This is a genomic window from Mycolicibacterium sp. MU0053, from assembly GCF_963378095.1.
In the GTDB taxonomy this organism is placed as follows: Bacteria; Actinomycetota; Actinomycetes; order Mycobacteriales; family Mycobacteriaceae; genus Mycobacterium; species Mycobacterium burgundiense.
In genome coordinates this window covers 3,032,245-3,048,317 of sequence record NZ_OY726397.1, presented here as the reverse complement: position 1 = coordinate 3,048,317, position 16,073 = coordinate 3,032,245, and the positions used below count along the sequence as shown (strand labels likewise).

Sequence of the window (16,073 nt, the reverse complement as noted above, 5' to 3'; positions counted from 1 at the left end):
CATCGGTGACCTTCTCTATCTGTGCGTATGATCCCGCCACCGGGCAACTGGGCGTAGGCGCCATCACGGCCATGCTCGGCGTCGGCAAGCTCGTCTCGCACGCTCGCGCGGGTGTCGGCGCTGCGGCGTCTCAAGCCATGATGAACCCGTACCTGGCCCTGGACGGTCTCGAACTGATGACCACGGGACAGACCGCCCAGCAGGCGCTCGAGGAGGTGATCAGCCGCGACGACGGACGGGACTACCGTCAGGTCGGTGTGGTCGACGCCCAGGGGAACACGGCTGCCTGGAGCGGTGCCCGGACCGAGGACTGGTCCGGGCACCTGCAGCGGGGCAGCGCCGTCGCGCAGGGAAACCGGCTGGTCGGAATCGAGACGCTGGAGGCGACGCTGGACGCCTTCTACGATAACCAGCACCTCGACCTCGCCCATAGACTGCTGCGTGCCCTCCAGGCCGGCGAGGCCACCGGCGCAGACACAAAAGGCTCCCTGTCGGGCGCGATCTATGTCGTGGACACCGAGGAGTACCCGCTCTGGGATGTCCGCATCGACCACGCCGAGGACCCCGCCGCCGCCCTGGAGTCGCTCGTCGACGAGTTCGAGGACGGGCTGCTTCCGCAGGTTGTGAAACTGCCGGCCCGGGCAGACCAGCTGGGCCAGATGACGCGCGAGGCCATGGCGAAGAAGTCGTAATCGGTTTGCGCTTGGGGTCATTGGGCCCGGACCAGCGGCGCCAACTCGACCGCCATCCGGAGGTTCAGGCTGTTCGGGCTGATTGGCCGGCCGAGGAACTCCTCGATCCGTTCCAGCCGCTTGATCACGGTGTTGGGATGGATGTACATCCGGCGCGCGGTCCTGGTCGGACTGGCCAGCGTGTCGAGGTAGACCCGCAAGGTGTCGAGCAGTCGCGACGTGGCTTCGTCGGTGGCAAAGAGCCGGCCGAGTTCACGCTCGACCAGGATGCGAGCTGCCGCCAGATCCCTTGTGGCCAAGGCGAGATGGGCGACCTCCTCGAATAACACCACACCGCGGCGCGATAGGGCGGCCGCGACGCGGTGGCCCTCGTGCGCTTCGGAACGGGTCTGCCTGAAACCGGATAGACCCTCATGCGGAGCACCCAGGCACAGCACCACCGAATCGGGCGTCGGTAGGTCGCGCAGCGTCTCGCTCCAGTCTTCCCGCGGCGGACTCAACCAGCCACTGAACCAGCCGTAGCAGCCGTCGGGTCCGCGCATCGCCAAGTGATTGCGTGCCCCGATCCGTCCGCCGAGGTGCGAGAGTGTGGTGGCTAACCGGTCGGCCAGGGAGGGGTCGTCGAACGTTGCGACGTAACCGATTTGGGGGGTATTGAACTCGTGGCGCAACAATATTTCGGCCTCGCCCTGTTCGAGTTCACCGGCCAGTATTCGGGTGACCAGTTCGTGGCGCGCGCCTGCGTTGCGCATCTGGTGCAACGAGCGTGCGGCCTGATAGGCGCGCGCGGTCTGGGAACTGACCGAATGGAAGTACTGGAACAGCCGTGCCGATGCGAACTCGAGGAGGTCCGCGCGCTCCCGCGACGCAATGCGGCGCTGTGGGCTACGCATGGCCGCTAGCAGCTGACCCCACAAGTTGGCGTGGACCTTGTCGAAGGAACGCAGCAGCACCGACAGCGCCGGAGTTTCATCGCGGGCCAATCGCCGGGTGTAGTCGTCAAAGACCGCGGGCATGATCACCGGACTCATCTCACCCGGCTGGCCGAGTACTTGTTGCAACGTGCCAACATGGGCGCCGATGGCTTCGCGGACGTGGACCTCGGGGCGTTGCGGCGCGAACGCGAGTTCGGGCAGTTCTCCCAATACTTCCTCGGTGAGCCGATCGAGAATGGCATCGTGCTCGCCGGCGATCCACGCCGACAGCCACCGCCACGGCTGTGACTCGGTGTCGTCGCGACCCACTTCCGGGGTGACGGTAGGGGTACTCATACCCCCCGATGCTGGCACCACGCAGCGGGGCGTGCTTTCCGCTGAGCGCACAGAACCTGCGTGGGAGCGCACAAGGTTTGGGCTCAGCGCAGCGATTGGTTGCTGGCACCACCGCACTGTGGTCGGGAAGGACATTGTCGCTGCCCAGACCGCCCAGCAGGGTTGATCTCACGAACATCGCGACGACCGCAGCGAAAGGATCCAATGGCTGCAACGACGATCAGTATCGACACCGGCGGGACATTCACCGACGGGTTCATCCTCCACGACGGTCAGGTCCACACGGTGAAGACGCTGACCACACCGCACGATCTCTTGGTGTGCTTTCGTGCCGTGCTCGCAGCGGCCGCCGAAGCGATCGGCGTCGGCGTCGCAGAGCTGCTGCGCGGCACCGAGGTGGTGCGATACGCGACCACCGTCGGCACCAACCAGGTGATCGAGCGCACCGGGCCCCGGCTCGGGCTGTTGACTGCGAGACCGGCCGGGAACGCCGCGGGCGTCGGCGTTTTCGTGGAACCGGAGATGGTCGCCGAGCTCGCGGATTCGGCGCGTGAGACCGACGCACTGCCGGAGATCAGAGATCTGTTGCACCGTGGGGCGCGCGGTCTGGTCATCGCGGCTGATGACGACGATGCGACCGAACGGTTCACCGAGATTTTTCGGGAGAATTATCCGCGCTATTGCCTCGATGCGGTGCCACTGCTGGCAGCCGGTGAGGTGGTTCCGGATTCCGATGCGAGCCGTCGGGTCGCCACCGCACTTTTCAACGCCTACGTGCATCCGTCCGCGGCCGACTTCCTCTACCGCGCCGAGGACCACCTGCGGTCACTGGGCTACCGGCGGCCCTTGCTGATTGTGCACAACGACGGTGGGGCGGCCCGGGTGGCGCGCACGATCGCGGCCAAGACGTACAACTCGGGTCCGATGGCAGGCCTGCTCGGTGCCCGCGAGATCGCTCGTGACTACGGCATCGACTCCCTGGTCACCGTCGACATGGGCGGGACCAGCCTCGACGTCGGTGTCGTCGGGGACGGTACCGTGCGCATGCTCGACCACGGTCTGGTCGCCGGCGTCGAAATCTCCCTGGCACTACCGCAGTTGGAGCCATTCGGCGCCGGCGGCGGTTCGATTGCCTGGCTCGACGGCACGACGTTGCGTGTCGGGCCCCGCAGTGCGGGCGCCTATCCTGGTCCGGCGTGTTTCGGTCTGGGCGGAACCGAACCCACCGTCACCGACGCCGATGCGGTACTGGGCATCCTGCGGCCGGAAACCTTTCTGGGTGGGTCGATGCCGCTGGATGTGGATGCGGCGCGGCGCGCATACCAACGCATTGCCGACGAGATGGGCCTCAGCGTGGTCGAGACCGCCGCCCGGGTCCGGGCCGCCCTGCACCGCGAAACCGGACGACAGCTGGCAGCGCAGCTCACGGCGTGGGGGACCGACCCCGCCGCCGCCACGATGTTGGCCTTCGGCGGCAACGGGCCCACTCACTGTGTGTCGATCGCCGAGGCGGCCGGAATGCGTGATGTGCTGGTGATGCCGTACGCGCCGGTGTTCTCGGCGTACGGGGCGTCCACGGTCGACATCGTGCACCGCCATGAGGCGCCCGTGCCGGCTGACGGTGAACCCGATCCGCAGCCGCGACTGCGCAACGCGGTCCTGCGCGATATGCGGGGCGAGGGTTACCACGCCGACCTGGTCCAGCTCGAAACCGCGCAGCACACGCGCGACGGATTCAGCTATGTCAGCGTCGAGGGACGCTACTCGCTGCCGCGCGCGAATTCGGCTGTACCGACGGCCGCTGACGCTGCCGACAGCGCCTCGGTCACCGGCTCCGCTGAGGTGTTCTGGGACGGGTACGGCGTCGTGCCCACCACGATCGCCGATCGGAAGCAGGTCCCACCCGGATTCGAGGTGGTTGGACCGGCCTTGATCGACGGAGCGGCCTCGACATGTGTCGTACCACCCGGCTGGGTCTTGGCCATCGACGAGCACGGCGCATTCCGGTTGCGTCGCAACGGCTCCGGAAAGGACCGAGCATGAGCAGCGTCATCACGATAACCGAGTATCTGGGCATCGTTGCGGACACCCGACGATGGGTGTGCCTGCGCTGTAGCCGCGACATTGGACCCGCCGACGTGGACTACAAACGCGGTCTACTGCTCTACGACCGGGATCCCCGCGACATCTACCCGGCAGGTCTGCCCGGGGACCGCGGTTACACCCCGGACCCGCAGTGGTGCCGCATTGTCGAGTACTACTGCCCGGGCTGCGCCAGTCAGGTGGAGACCGAGTATCTGCCCCCCGGGCATCCGCTGACCCGCGACATGGACATCGACGTTGACGCGCTGATTGCTGCGCACCGCACCGCCGCCGGCGACCAGGGATAGGAGAACAGATGGAGATCAACGTCGACATCGGTGGCACCTTCACCGACTGTGTCGCCACCGGAGACTGGCCCGGCGGCCCACGCACCGCCAAGGCGCTCACCACGCATCACGATCTCGCGCTCGGCTTCTTTCGGGCCATCGAGTCCATTGCCACCGCATCAGGTTTCGGCGTCGATGACATGCTGGCGCAGACCGACACCATTCGTTACGCGACCACCCTGGGCACCAACGCGCTGATCGAACGCAACGGTCCCCGGCTGGGCTTGCTGACCACCGCGGGCCACGAACACACCGTTCCGATCGGCCGGTGCCGGCAATGGGCCGACGGCCTGCCTGCGCAGGTCACCCGCGACCTGCCGCGGGCGCGCCGTCCCGAGCCGCTCGTCGAGCCCGAACAGATCGCGGTCCTCAAGGAGCGGGTGGATGTCAACGGCCGGGTGCTGATCCCGCTGCGTGACGATGAGGTCGCCGATCGGATACAGGACCTCGTCGATGCGGGGGTACGCGGATTCGTGGTGTCCCTGCTGAACTCGCACGCCAACCCCGACCACGAACGGCGCGTGCGCGAGATCATCGAAAGCGAGTACCCCTCAACATATCTCGGTCGCTTCCCGGTGATCCTCACCCATGAGATTTCCCGTCGCTCCGGGGAGTACGCGCGGACCATGACCGCGACCATCAACGCCTATCTGCATCGGTTCACCGCAGACCGGCTTTCCCACTTGCGTGACGAGCTGCGGCGGCGCGGCTACCGCGGCGAACTGCTACTCGTGCACAACAGCGGCGGGATGGGCACCTTGGCGGCGACCACCCCCATCCACACCGTGCATGCCGGCCCGGTGTCCGGGCTCTACGGCTCGCGCCACGTCGCCGCGGCCCACGGCTTCGACAAGGTGGTGACCACCGACATGGGCGGAACCTCCTTCGACGTCGGCACCGTGGTCGCCGGATCGGTGCGCTTCTACGACTTCAACCCGGTCATCGACCGGTGGCGGGTGCAGGTGCCGATGATGGACATCTCGGCGATCGGCGCCGGGGGAGGCTCGATTGCGCGGCTGGACGCGGTGGCCGGAATCATGGTCGGTCCCGAGTCGGCGGGCTCAGATCCCGGCCCGGCCTGTTACGGGCAGGGCGGCACCGAACCGACCGTCACCGATGCCGATCTTGTCCTGGGCTACCTGGACCCCAAGCGGTACCACGGTGGTGAGCTCCCGTTGGATGTGCGCCGCGCGGAGCGGGCCATCGAGCGACGGATAGCCAAGCCCCTGGGCATCCCCGTCGCCGAAGCAGCCCTGCGCATCCGCCGAGTGGTGGACGAGACCATGGGTTCGGAACTGTTCAAATCAATCACCGTCAAGGGATATGACCCGCGCGAGTTCACGGTGTTCTCGTTCGGTGGTGGCGGACCGCTACACGCCTGTGGCTATGCGCGCTCGCTGAACGCCGACCAAGTCGTGGTACCGCCGCACAGCGAGGTGTTCTCGGCCACCGGCGCCGCCGGACTCGAGCGTCTGCACATCTATGAGCAGTCGGTTTGGGAGGTGTTGTTCAACCCGTTGATCAAACAGGTGCTGGCGGACTACACCGTGTTCAATTCGGTGATCGAGGAGTTCGAAACCAAGGCCAACCAAGACTTCGCCGGGCAGGGCTTCGGTCCCGACGACGTCGAAATGGCCGTGGAACTGGACATGCGTTCTACCGGACAGCTTTTCGTCATCACCATCGCCAGTCCGGTCAAACGGCTGCGAACCGAGGCGGATGTCGCCGCCGTGATCCGGGCCTATTTCGACGAATACGGCGACCGGTTCGGTGATCTTGCGCTCACCCGGGAGGTGGGCGTGTCCATCGACGCGATCCGGCTACGGTCGTGGATCCCCCGCGAGGCCCCTCGCCCCGAGGTACGAACCACCACCGGGAACCCAACGGGGGCGGCGGCGGCCTGGACCGGATCGCGGACGTGTGTGTGGCTAGACGGTCCGGCGGACACCGACATATATGACTACGGCGCGGTGCAACCCGGCCACCACATTGTCGGACCGGCGGTCATCGAATCCGCCGACACCACAATCCTCGTCGAACCCGGCTGGTCCGGCGAGATGGACGCTTACGGCTTCTTCCGGATGCGACAGGAGAACATGCGATGACCACTTTGGATGACGCGGAAGCACAGCAGTTCCTCACCGATCTGATCAGCAACCAGCCGGTGATGTACGGACCCGACAGCGATATCACCGCCGAACACCGCCTGCGCGAGCGCACCTTGCGCGAGGACGAGGCGATGCGATCGGTCACCGATCCCACCGATATCACGGTGGGGTTGAGCCGGATCGAGGCGGTCCTCGAGTCCGCGATGGAGATGCTGGAGCAGATCTGCGCCTCACCCGCGGCCAAGTACGGGGACCTGATCGTCGGGATCTACACCCGCGAGGGTGAGTTCGCGGTGGCCAGTTCGGGTGGGGTGAACATGTTCTCGGCCACCACGTCGCCGGTGCCGAAGTTCATCAATCGGTACTGGGCCGACGAGCCCACCGTGGGTATCGCCGAGGGCGACGTGTTCTATCACAACGACGCCAATTACGGCGGCACCCACAACCCCGATCACACCCTGTTGATCCCGCTGTACTGGCAGGGCGAGCACATCGCCTGGATCGGTGCAATCGTGCACGAGGGCGAAAACGGTGCAGCGGTCGATCCCGGCGGCTTCGCGCTGCGCGCGACCACGAAGTACGGGGAAGGAGTGCGGATCCCGCCGATGAAGGTCGGCGAGAACTACACGTTCCGCCGTGATCTGATCAACCTGTTCCAAAACCAGGTCCGTGACCCGCTGTTGTGGCTGACCGACTTCCGGTCGAAGCTGGCGACCGCCCGGATGGTCGAACAGCGCATGCACGACTTCATGGCGGAACGGTCGGCGGAGCTGCTGATCGCCACCATGCGCACGGTGTTGGAATCGACCGAGGCCGAAGTCCGGCGCCGAATCGCGGCCTGGCCCGACGGCATCTACCGGGGCAGCCAGTTCGCGGATACCACGCTCCTGGAGGAGCGCCTGTTCAAGATCAGCGTCGAGTTGGAGAAGCGCGGTGATCAGCTCACCGTCCGCACCAGAGGCTCCTCACCGTCGATCGACCGCGCGCTCAACGCCCAGGCACATTTCACCCGGGCCATGGTCGGCAACCTGTTCATGAACTTCCTGTTCGCCGATCTGCCCCGCACCGCCGGTTTCGTCTCCGCGCTCGATTTCGAACTGGAGCCGGGGTCCATCGTCACCGCGGACCCCGAGCAGCCGACCAGTCTGTCGCTGATGACGATGTTCTGCTTCAGTGCCGCCGTGCATTCGGCGGTGACCAAGGCGTTGTTCGCCAATCCGGGCAGTGTTCGGCCGATGGCGCCCTGGTACGCGATGATCCCGACCCTGCAGTACGGCGGGCTGACTCAGCACGGGCAGCTCACCGCGAACGTCTCGACCGAGATGAACGCGGCCGGCGGTGGCGCCCGCTGCGACGAGGACGGCGAACACGCGGCCGGCCCGGTGTTCGCGCCGGTCTCGGACTGGGGCGAAATCGAGATGCGGGAGAACGAGATTCCGGTGCTGGGCATGTGGCGTCGGATCCCCCCCGACAATCACGGCTTCGGTAAGTACCGGGGCGGATCGTCGGTGGAATGGGCCTACATGCTCTACGGCAGTCAGATGTTCGCCTTCGGCATCACCAGCATGGGCGGAAAGTTCCCGGTGACCGGCGGCATGTTCGGCGGCTACGCCGGCGCGTGCATACCGTTGGTGCGGGTGCGACCCGAAGGCGGTGTGGACGCGGTGCTCGATTGGATGGCGAAGGGGGCGCCCGGGCTGAACTATGACGCCCGCAGCTTCGTGGCCGATCAACCGTTGCCGGGGTCTTACGAGGTGAGCAACCCGGTGCAGGCCGCCGACCCGATCGCCGAGGGCGACATCTGGATTCAGCGCGTCGGGGGCGGCGGCGGCTATGGCGATCCGCTGGAACGCGAGCCCGCGGACGTGATGAAGGATCTGCGGCGCGGGTTGATCAGCGACACGGTGGCGCGCGACGTCTACCGGATGGTCCGGGACGGTAATGGCGACCTCGACGAGGAACGCACCCGAGAGGCGCGTGCGCAGGCCCGCAAGGACCGGCTCGACAAGGGTTTGCGCTATGACGAATTCGTCGCCAAGTGGCGCGCCGACCAGCCGCCGGCGCACCTCGGCTACCTGGGGTCATGGGACTGGTCCGACGGTGAGGACGGAGTCGCACGCCAATGATGCAGGGCGCCAACGTGTTCGCGCCGGTGCTCGATCAGGTGGCGGCCCGGATTGCCGGGTCTCATCCCTGCTGGCGAACCGATTCGACGCGCTGGGCGTACTGCCTGCGGGAGGCCGTCGGTTTGGTGCGGCCGGACTGGGTGATCACCCACTTCGATCCATTCGCGGAGGCCGATGCGGTGACCGCGTCGGTCACCGCATCGGCGGCGGTGGTCGATGTCGACCTGGCCCGGACCCCGATACTGGCGGCGGCGCTGGAGCTGACCACCGTGCTGGCCCGGTTGTATCCGGGGCAGCCGGTCGCGGCCTCGGTCACCGGTCCGGGCACGCTGAGTAAAATCCTCGCGCAGCGCTTTTCCACCCCTGACGAGGACCTGCCGGACCTCATCGCCGATGTCGGCGATCTGCTCGGAGTGCTGGTCGGCAGCTATGTGGCCGCCGGCGCCGGCCGGATCCTGGTGTGGGAGTCGTTTGAGTCCGATCTGCCCGACGACGTGGCGGACTCGCACGGTCCGATGCTGCGCCGGCTCGACACCATGGGCGTTCCCGCCGTGTTGTGCGGCGCTGAGGGACTCGACGAACTCGGCTACGCGCACCACGTCGTCGCGGGCCGGGGCCTGGCGGTCGCCGCCGATTTCGGAACCGTGGCGTTCGACCAGTTGTGGCCGACGCTCGTCACCGGATATGACGGACCGATCGTCTCCGACGGGCCCATCCCGGGCGACGCCGATCTGAGCGTGTTGGCGGCCGCCGCTAACCGTTGTTGAGCGCCGCGTTCCTGGACTGTTCGCGCAACCGCCGGGGGCTGAGCCCGTAGCGCTCGCGAAACGCCGTACTGAACGCGCTCGGTGTCGAAAACCCCAGCTCGGTGGCCAACTCGGTGATGGTGCTTGATGCCCCGGGCGCAACCACAACCGCGTACGCCGCGCTGAGCCGCTCATCTTTGATCAGCTTGTTGGTCGTGGTGCCAACATGTTTGAGGGCCAGCTGCACCTGGCGGGGAGACCACCCCAGTGCCGCGGCGATGTGGTGGACGGACAGATCGCGGTCGCCCAGATGCTGTTGGATGTAGCGCCGGGCAGCACATGCAACCTCGTGGAGCCGGCCGGGCGCAACGTCGGCCGCGACCCGTTCCTGAGTGAGGGCGAACAGGTCGATCAGGCGATCGGCCACCGCGTCGAACTCGTGGGCGGCCAGCACCTCGGATTCCCGGATCAGGCTGGAGAGCAACGCGTGCACCGAGCTGCCCAGCCCGCTACGCAAGTCGATGGGCTGGGCCGGTCCACCGAGGTCGTACAAGCGGCGGGCGAGCATCTCGGAATCGAGTGCCATCGCGAGCAGTTCGGCGTCTGGGCCGTGTCTGAGCAGCACCGGGCGGGCCATCGAGATCGGATAGGCCTGGCCGGCGTGGACCACCACGGTCTTCTCGTCGTCGGTCACGGTCAGTGAACCGCGACGGGGCACCATCAGGCGGGCACTGAGGTCGCGGTCCTTGCTGATGTGGTGCGACGTGCGTCGATAGCTGGTGCTGTCGCACCGCCACGAAACATACTGAAATCGGCTGGTGCGGGCTCGTACCGCCGACCCGTTCATCCACGTCGGTGCGAAGCTGCAGTCGAAATCGGATTCGTAGGACATCAGCCGCTCAGTCCACAGCTCGCGCCCTTCGGCCGGCTCCAGGCCGCGTGTGCTCACCTGTTCGATCTGGACGGTGTCCATCGCCATGACCGGTACCTCACATCACGTTGTCCCCGCAGCGCTGCTTCGACGTTGCCCATGCTAGCCGCCGCCCGGCACGAGGTATGACCCGAGTCACACCCGGGCGCGTCGATGTGCCCGTCGGCCACCGGCTGGTGGCACCTCATCCCATTGTTGGGCCGGTGGCCGGCTCATAGCGTCGAAAGCGTGACGGACCTGATGACGTTGATTCGCCGGGGAGCGGAGCGGTTTCCCGATAATCCCCTCCTGATCTGCGATGACCAAGAGCAGACCTATGCGCAGTGCTACCAGCGGGCCTGCCGTCTGGCGCAGGCGCTGGCCGGGCTCGGCCTCGAGCCCGGTGACCGGGTGGCGACGCTCGCTGACAACTCACCCGAGGCGCTCGAGCTGATCTTCGGTATCGCGCTGGGCGGGTTCGTACGTGCCTCCCTCTACACCCACAACACCCCCGAGACCAACGCCGAATTGTTGGTGGCGATCGGCGCCTCTGCGCTCATAGTGCAGCACCGGCATCTCGCGTCCATCGCGCCGCATCTCGACCGTGCGCCCGGGCTGTCCACGGTGTTGGTGTGCGATGGTGCCGCCGGAAATCTGGGGACGGCAATGGTCTACGGGGACGTGCTCAGCGCCGCCTCAGCGCAGGATCCGCACCTCGAGATCCCGCCGGACCGGCCGCAGACCATCCGCTTCTCCGCCGGTACCACCGGCCGTCCCAAAGCGGTTTTTCACGATGTGGCGGGTTGGACCGCCGTCGGTACCGAAACGGCCAGGATCCTCCCCACTTTCGGACCCGAGGACCGCTACCTGGCCGCCGGCCCACTCTCGCATGCGAGCCTGATGCCGATGCCCGCCTTCGCCGCCACCGGCGGGTCCATCGCCTTGATGCGCAGTTTCGACGCGGGCACCTACCTGACCCTGATCGAGCGGCTGCGATGCACCTTCAGCTTCGGCGTTCCCACGATGATCCATGCCGCGGCGACGCACCCGGCGGTAACGGCCACCGACCTGAGCAGCCTGCGATGTATCGCCTACGGCGGGTCACCGATCACGCCAGAGACCATGCGGCTGGCGCGCAACGCATTCGGCGATGTGCTGCTGCAGATCTACGGGCAGAGCGAAGGCGCGCCGCTGAGTTATCTGAGTCCTGCCGATCACCTCGCCGAGGGTGGTCGGTGGCTGGGCTCCGCGGGCAAACCCGTGCCCGGGTCGCAGCTGCTGATCGTCGGGGCTGACGGCCGCGAGCTGCCCCGCGGCGAGGTAGGCGAGATCGCGTCCCGGACGCCGACCGCATTCGCCGGCGTCTGGGGTGATGCGGACGCGTCGAAGTCGAGATTCCTGCCGGACGGTGCGGTGCTCACCAGGGATATGGGCTACCTGGACGACGACGGGTATCTGTTCCTGACTGGTCGGAAGGAAGACCTGATCATCTCCGGCGGCTTCAACATCTGGCCCACCGAACTCGAGCTGGTCCTCGCGGCGCACCCTGCCGTGGCCGAGGCCGCCGTCGTCGGCATTCCGCATGACCGGTGGGGCGAGACCCCGCTTGCGCTGATCGTCCCCGCCGCGGGGGGCCCGCCGATCACCGAGTCAGGACTTGTCGAGTGGACGCGCGAGAAGCTCGGCCCGGTCAAGAAACTCGGTGCGGTCCGGTTCGGTACGCAACTTCCCCGATCCCCGATGGGCAAGGTGCTCCGAAACCAAATACGCGACCAGCACACCGAGGATCCCAATGGCACTTGGCTTTCCGAATCTACAACCTCTACGAGAACAGGAATGGCAACGCGATGAGTACCGCCCATGTCATCGGCGTCGGAATGACGCCCTTCACCAAACCCGGCGCGTCGTCGGCTGATTATCCCGAGCTGGCCGGCGCCGCGATCAACGCGGCGCTGCTCGACGCCGGTATCGAGTATGGCCACGTCGAGCAGGCGGTGGTGGGATATGTGCATGCTGACTCGACCGCGGGCCAGCGTGCGCTCTACGACGTTGGCCGAACCGGTATTCCGGTACTCAACGTCAACAACAACTGCGCCAGCGGATCTTCGGCGCTGTTCGCGGCCCGGCAACTCGTGCAAGGTGGATTGGCCGAGTGCGTTTTGGCGGTGGGTTTCGAGAAGATGAAGCCGGGATCGCTGGGGGCGATGGCCTATCCCGAACTCGCCAGCCCGGTGCAGCCGTTCCTGGACGTGGCCGCCCGGCACCGGCCGGCCAGTGGCGCCCCGGCGATGCTCGAACTGTTCCGTAACGCCGGCCTGGAACACCAGGAGAAGTTCGGCACCACCGCCGAGCAGTTCGGCAAGGTCGCCGAGAAGAACCACCGGCATTCGGCGAACAACGCACGGGCACAGTTCCGCACGGTGTACTCGCTCGAGGAGATCATGGCCTCGACGCAGGTGTGCGACATGCTGACCAAGCTGCAGTGCTCTCCGACCTCGGACGGTTCGGCAGCCGCGATCGTGGCCTCCGAAGACTTCGTGGCACGCCATGGTCTGGAGAGCAGGGCAGTGCACATCGTCGGCCAGGCCATGACCACCGATACCGTCGAATCCTTCGAATCGGGCAGTTCCTTCGATGTCGTCGGGCGTGACGCCTCCCGGCGCGCCGCCAATGCGGTCTACGACCGAACCGGATTGGGCCCGGCCGATATCGACGTCATCGAGTTGCACGACTGCTTCTCGATCAACGAGGTGCTGCTGTATGAGGCGTTGGGGCTGTGCGCCGAAGGAGACGGCGGGCGGCTGATCGACGACGGTGCCACCACCTACGGCGGCCGCTGGGTGGTCAACCCCTCGGGTGGGCTGATCTCCAAAGGTCACCCGCTGGGTGCGACCGGGCTGGCGCAGTGTGCCGAGCTCGTCTGGCAACTGCGCGGCGAGGCCGAAGCCCGGCAGGTCGACGGAGCGCGTATTGCGCTGTCGCACAACCACGGTCTCGGCAGTGCCTGCGTCGTGACCCTGTATCGGAAGGTCGCCTGATGTCCGGTTCCGAGCTGATTCTGGTCGAACGCATCGACCACGTGGTTGTCATCACCATCAACCGGCCGCAGCGCCGCAACGCTTTCGACCTGGCGACCGCGCAGGCCATGGAGGCCGCGGTCGACGAGTTCGAGGCCGACCCGCAGTTGCGGGTCGCCGTCCTGACCGGAGCTGGCGGGTCGTTCTCCGCGGGGCAGGACATGAAGGCCGCCGCCCGCGGGGAGATCGCCCGGACCGAGCGCCGGGGCGGTTGCGGCATCATGCTCGAGCCGCCGACCAAGCCGGTGATCGCTGCGGTGGAGGGGCATGCGCTCGGTGGCGGCCTTGAACTCTGTCTGGCCTGTGACCTGATTGTCGCGGCCCGCGACGCGAAGATGGGGTTGCCCGAGGCGTCGCGTGCGGTGCCGGCGATGGGCGGCGGCCTGTTTCGGCTGCCCCGCCGCATCCCGTACCACCGCGCGATGGAGGTGGCGCTCACCGGTAAACCGTTGACGGCTGAACAGTTTCATGAGCTGGGCCTGGTCAACAGATTGGCCGAGCCGGGGCAGAGCCTGGCCGTGGCAATGGAATTGGCGCAGGACATCGCGGCCAACGGGCCCGTCGCGGTGGCCGCGAGTGCCGCGGTGGTGCGGCGCTCCCAGGACTGGGAGGACCGGCAGAGCTGGGATCTGCAGGTCCCGCTGATCGAGCCGGTGCTGGAGTCCGAGGACTTCAAAGAGGGATTGGCGGCCTTCGCCGAGAAGAGAACCCCGGTATGGAGAGGACGATAAGCATGAGTGAAGCAGCAGTCGAGCAGCCCGGTGCCGCGAATGGCCTGGACATGGCCGGGCGAATCGCCTTCGTCACGGGCGCGGGACAGGGCGTCGGGCAGCGCATCGTGCACGATCTGGCGCGGCTGGGTGCCGGCGGTGTGGCCGTCAACGACATCGATGCCGACCGAGCTGAGCGCGTTGCCAAGGAGATTCGCGAAATAGGCGTGCCTGCCATCGCGGCACCGGCCGACGTCGGCGACTTTGACGGTGTGGGTGCCGCATTCGCGATGGTCGAACGCGAACTCGGACCGGTCGGGATTCTGGTCAACAACGCCGGGAACCAGGGTGGCGGCGGGACCGCACCGCCGGCAGTGCCCTTCTGGGAGCAGCTGCCGGAACAGTGGGACCGGTCGGTCCGGGTCAACCTGGGCGGCGTGCTCAACTGTGGCCGTCATGCGGTCGAACAGATGGTGCGGGTCGGCAAGGGCGGCCGCATCATCACCGTCATTTCCGACGCCGGGCGGATGGGGGAGGGGAACGGACTGGAAGCCTACTCCGGCGCGAAGGCCGGCGCGGCGGGGCTGACCCGGGCGCTGGCCCGGATCGGCGGTCGTTACTTGATCACCGCCAACTCGGTGGCGCTGGGCGCCACCTACACCCCGGCCACCGCCGATATGCTCGCCGATGAGCGCGTGCACCGTAAAGTCCTGGAGCATTACATGATTCGGCGCATCGGCGACCCCGCCGACGGTTCGGCGATGATTTGCTTCCTGGCCTCCGAGGCGGCCGGCTGGGTCACCGGGCAGACGGTGGGTGTCAATGGCGGCTTTTCGGTGACCTTGTGACTGTCGTGGGTCCCGAGGACCTGTTCTCGGTTGCCGGCAGGTCCGCGGTGGTCACCGGCGGATCCTCGGGGATCGGCGCGATGATCGCCGCGGGCCTGGTGGCGGCGGGGGCGCGAGTCCTGATCAGTGCGCGGAAGGTGGATGCACTGGCCGGCCTGGCCGACAGGCTGGGCGGAGAGGGTGTGTGCGACTACGTCGTCGCCGATGTCGGTACCCCGGAGGGGAGTGCGGCCATCGCCGAAGCGGTCGCCGCCACCTTCGGCGGCCGGTTGGACATCCTGGTGAACAACGCGGGGGCGACCTGGGGGGCGCCGATCGACGCCTTCCCCGATGAAGCCTGGCTCAAGCTCGCCAACGTCAACCTGATTGGCCTCTTCCGCCTGACGACAAGGCTGCTGGACCCCCTGCGGCGCAACGCTACGCCCGGGACGCCGGCCACGATCATCAATATCGGATCATTGGCCGGGCTGCGGGTGACCGAGGTGGAGAACTACCCGTACAGCGCGACCAAGGCCGGCGTGCACATGTTGACGCGGCATCTGGCCGGCCGGTTGGCCCGTGAGCACATCACGGTGAACGCGGTCGCCCCCGGTTACTTCCCGAGTCGGATGAGCGCGTTCGCCCTAGACGATGAGTCGATGCGCGCCGAGTTGCTCTCGTCGATACCGCTGGGACGCACCGGGACGCCTGAGGACATCGTCGGGGCCGTTCAATTTCTCGCATCGCGCGCGGGGGCGTACCTGACCGGCAGTGTGCTCGAGGTTGACGGCGGTGCCGCGAGTGCGACCTAGCAGGGACTGCCGTCGTAGAAAACCGGGGTCCAGTGCCTTAACAATACTTATCAGTAAGTGGTGTTGGTGCGTCCTCGGCCAGAATCAAACCAAGTCTCAGTGGGCCCGACCGATCAGCGGGTCAGCCGATGGCGCATTTCGGAGACCTTCGTTGCCAGGGCGGACGCTGCGGCTGGGTGTGTACCCTGATCCCCGCCAGATCAGTCATAAATGGTGTGGCAAACCGTATTTCATGGCCGAGACGGCACGGGGATCGCGGTGTGCGGCCGACCCCGGCGGCTTTTGTGAATCTGTCAAGGGCGGGCCGGTCTGCTGCTTCGCAATCCTTGACAGTGTTACATGCCGTAGCTAGTCTCCGATTTTAA

13 protein-coding genes are annotated in these 16,073 nt (G+C 66.9%); 11 read left to right on the top strand and 2 right to left on the bottom strand.

From position 1 onward, the window contains the following. Positions 1 to 5: 5 nt before the first annotated feature. Positions 6 to 692 (top strand): DUF1028 domain-containing protein, encoded by a 687-nt coding sequence (locus tag RCP80_RS14115; protein ID WP_308478269.1) that lies wholly within the window; start codon positions 6 to 8, stop codon positions 690 to 692. A 17-nt stretch (positions 693 to 709) separates the two neighbouring features. On the opposite strand, the gene RCP80_RS14110 is transcribed toward RCP80_RS14115, so the two are convergent. Beyond that, positions 710 to 1,963 carry a PucR family transcriptional regulator gene (locus RCP80_RS14110; RefSeq protein ID WP_308478268.1) on the bottom strand — a complete coding sequence of 418 codons (1,254 nt, stop codon included), beginning with the start codon at positions 1,961 to 1,963 and terminating at the stop codon, positions 710 to 712. A 204-nt stretch (positions 1,964 to 2,167) separates the two neighbouring features. Between RCP80_RS14110 and RCP80_RS14105 the strand changes: the two genes are divergently transcribed. Genes RCP80_RS14105 through RCP80_RS14085 form a run of 5 tightly spaced genes read left to right on the top strand, consistent with a single transcriptional unit; the run spans position 2,168 to position 9,393 of the window. Next, positions 2,168 to 4,006: a hydantoinase/oxoprolinase family protein gene (locus RCP80_RS14105; protein ID WP_308478267.1), complete on the top strand. Its 1,839-nt coding sequence runs from the start codon at positions 2,168 to 2,170 to the stop codon at positions 4,004 to 4,006. Then, positions 4,003 to 4,353, top strand: coding sequence for an acetone carboxylase subunit gamma (locus RCP80_RS14100; protein WP_308478266.1), 351 nt, complete (start codon positions 4,003 to 4,005; stop codon positions 4,351 to 4,353). Before RCP80_RS14105 ends, RCP80_RS14100 begins: the two co-directional genes overlap by 4 nt. 8 nt (positions 4,354 to 4,361) lie before the next feature. Continuing rightward, a complete protein-coding gene (locus tag RCP80_RS14095) occupies positions 4,362 to 6,497 on the top strand; it encodes a hydantoinase/oxoprolinase family protein (protein WP_308478265.1) in 2,136 nt (711 codons plus the stop codon). Further along, positions 6,494 to 8,626, top strand: coding sequence for a hydantoinase B/oxoprolinase family protein (locus RCP80_RS14090; RefSeq protein WP_308478264.1), 2,133 nt, complete (start codon positions 6,494 to 6,496; stop codon positions 8,624 to 8,626). Before RCP80_RS14095 ends, RCP80_RS14090 begins: the two co-directional genes overlap by 4 nt. Further along, positions 8,623 to 9,393 carry a hypothetical protein gene (locus RCP80_RS14085; RefSeq protein WP_308478263.1) on the top strand — a complete coding sequence of 257 codons (771 nt, stop codon included), beginning with the start codon at positions 8,623 to 8,625 and terminating at the stop codon, positions 9,391 to 9,393. The genes RCP80_RS14090 and RCP80_RS14085 overlap by 4 nt, the downstream gene beginning before the upstream one ends. On the opposite strand, the gene RCP80_RS14080 is transcribed toward RCP80_RS14085, so the two are convergent. Further along, entirely contained in the window at positions 9,380 to 10,351 is a 972-nt protein-coding gene (locus RCP80_RS14080; protein WP_308478262.1) for a helix-turn-helix domain-containing protein, read from the bottom strand. The two genes, RCP80_RS14085 and RCP80_RS14080, sit on opposite strands and share 14 nt — an antisense overlap. A gap of 180 nt (positions 10,352 to 10,531) precedes the next feature. Here RCP80_RS14080 and RCP80_RS14075 point away from each other — a divergent pair, with 180 nt between their 5' ends. Genes RCP80_RS14075 through RCP80_RS14055 form a run of 5 tightly spaced genes read left to right on the top strand, consistent with a single transcriptional unit; the run spans position 10,532 to position 15,708 of the window. Beyond that, positions 10,532 to 12,133, top strand: coding sequence for a class I adenylate-forming enzyme family protein (locus RCP80_RS14075; RefSeq protein WP_308478261.1), 1,602 nt, complete (start codon positions 10,532 to 10,534; stop codon positions 12,131 to 12,133). After that, positions 12,130 to 13,320 (top strand): lipid-transfer protein, encoded by a 1,191-nt coding sequence (locus tag RCP80_RS14070; RefSeq protein ID WP_308478260.1) that lies wholly within the window; start codon positions 12,130 to 12,132, stop codon positions 13,318 to 13,320. The genes RCP80_RS14075 and RCP80_RS14070 overlap by 4 nt, the downstream gene beginning before the upstream one ends. Further along, the gene (locus RCP80_RS14065; RefSeq protein WP_308478258.1) at positions 13,320 to 14,090 is read left to right on the top strand and encodes a crotonase/enoyl-CoA hydratase family protein; all 771 of its coding nucleotides are present in this window, start codon (positions 13,320 to 13,322) and stop codon (positions 14,088 to 14,090) included. The genes RCP80_RS14070 and RCP80_RS14065 overlap by 1 nt, the downstream gene beginning before the upstream one ends. 2 nt (positions 14,091 to 14,092) lie before the next feature. Continuing rightward, positions 14,093 to 14,917, top strand: coding sequence for an SDR family NAD(P)-dependent oxidoreductase (locus tag RCP80_RS14060; RefSeq protein ID WP_308478257.1), 825 nt, complete (start codon positions 14,093 to 14,095; stop codon positions 14,915 to 14,917). Then, the gene (locus RCP80_RS14055; protein WP_308478256.1) at positions 14,914 to 15,708 is read left to right on the top strand and encodes an SDR family oxidoreductase; all 795 of its coding nucleotides are present in this window, start codon (positions 14,914 to 14,916) and stop codon (positions 15,706 to 15,708) included. The genes RCP80_RS14060 and RCP80_RS14055 overlap by 4 nt, the downstream gene beginning before the upstream one ends. Positions 15,709 to 16,073: the final 365 nt, after the last annotated feature.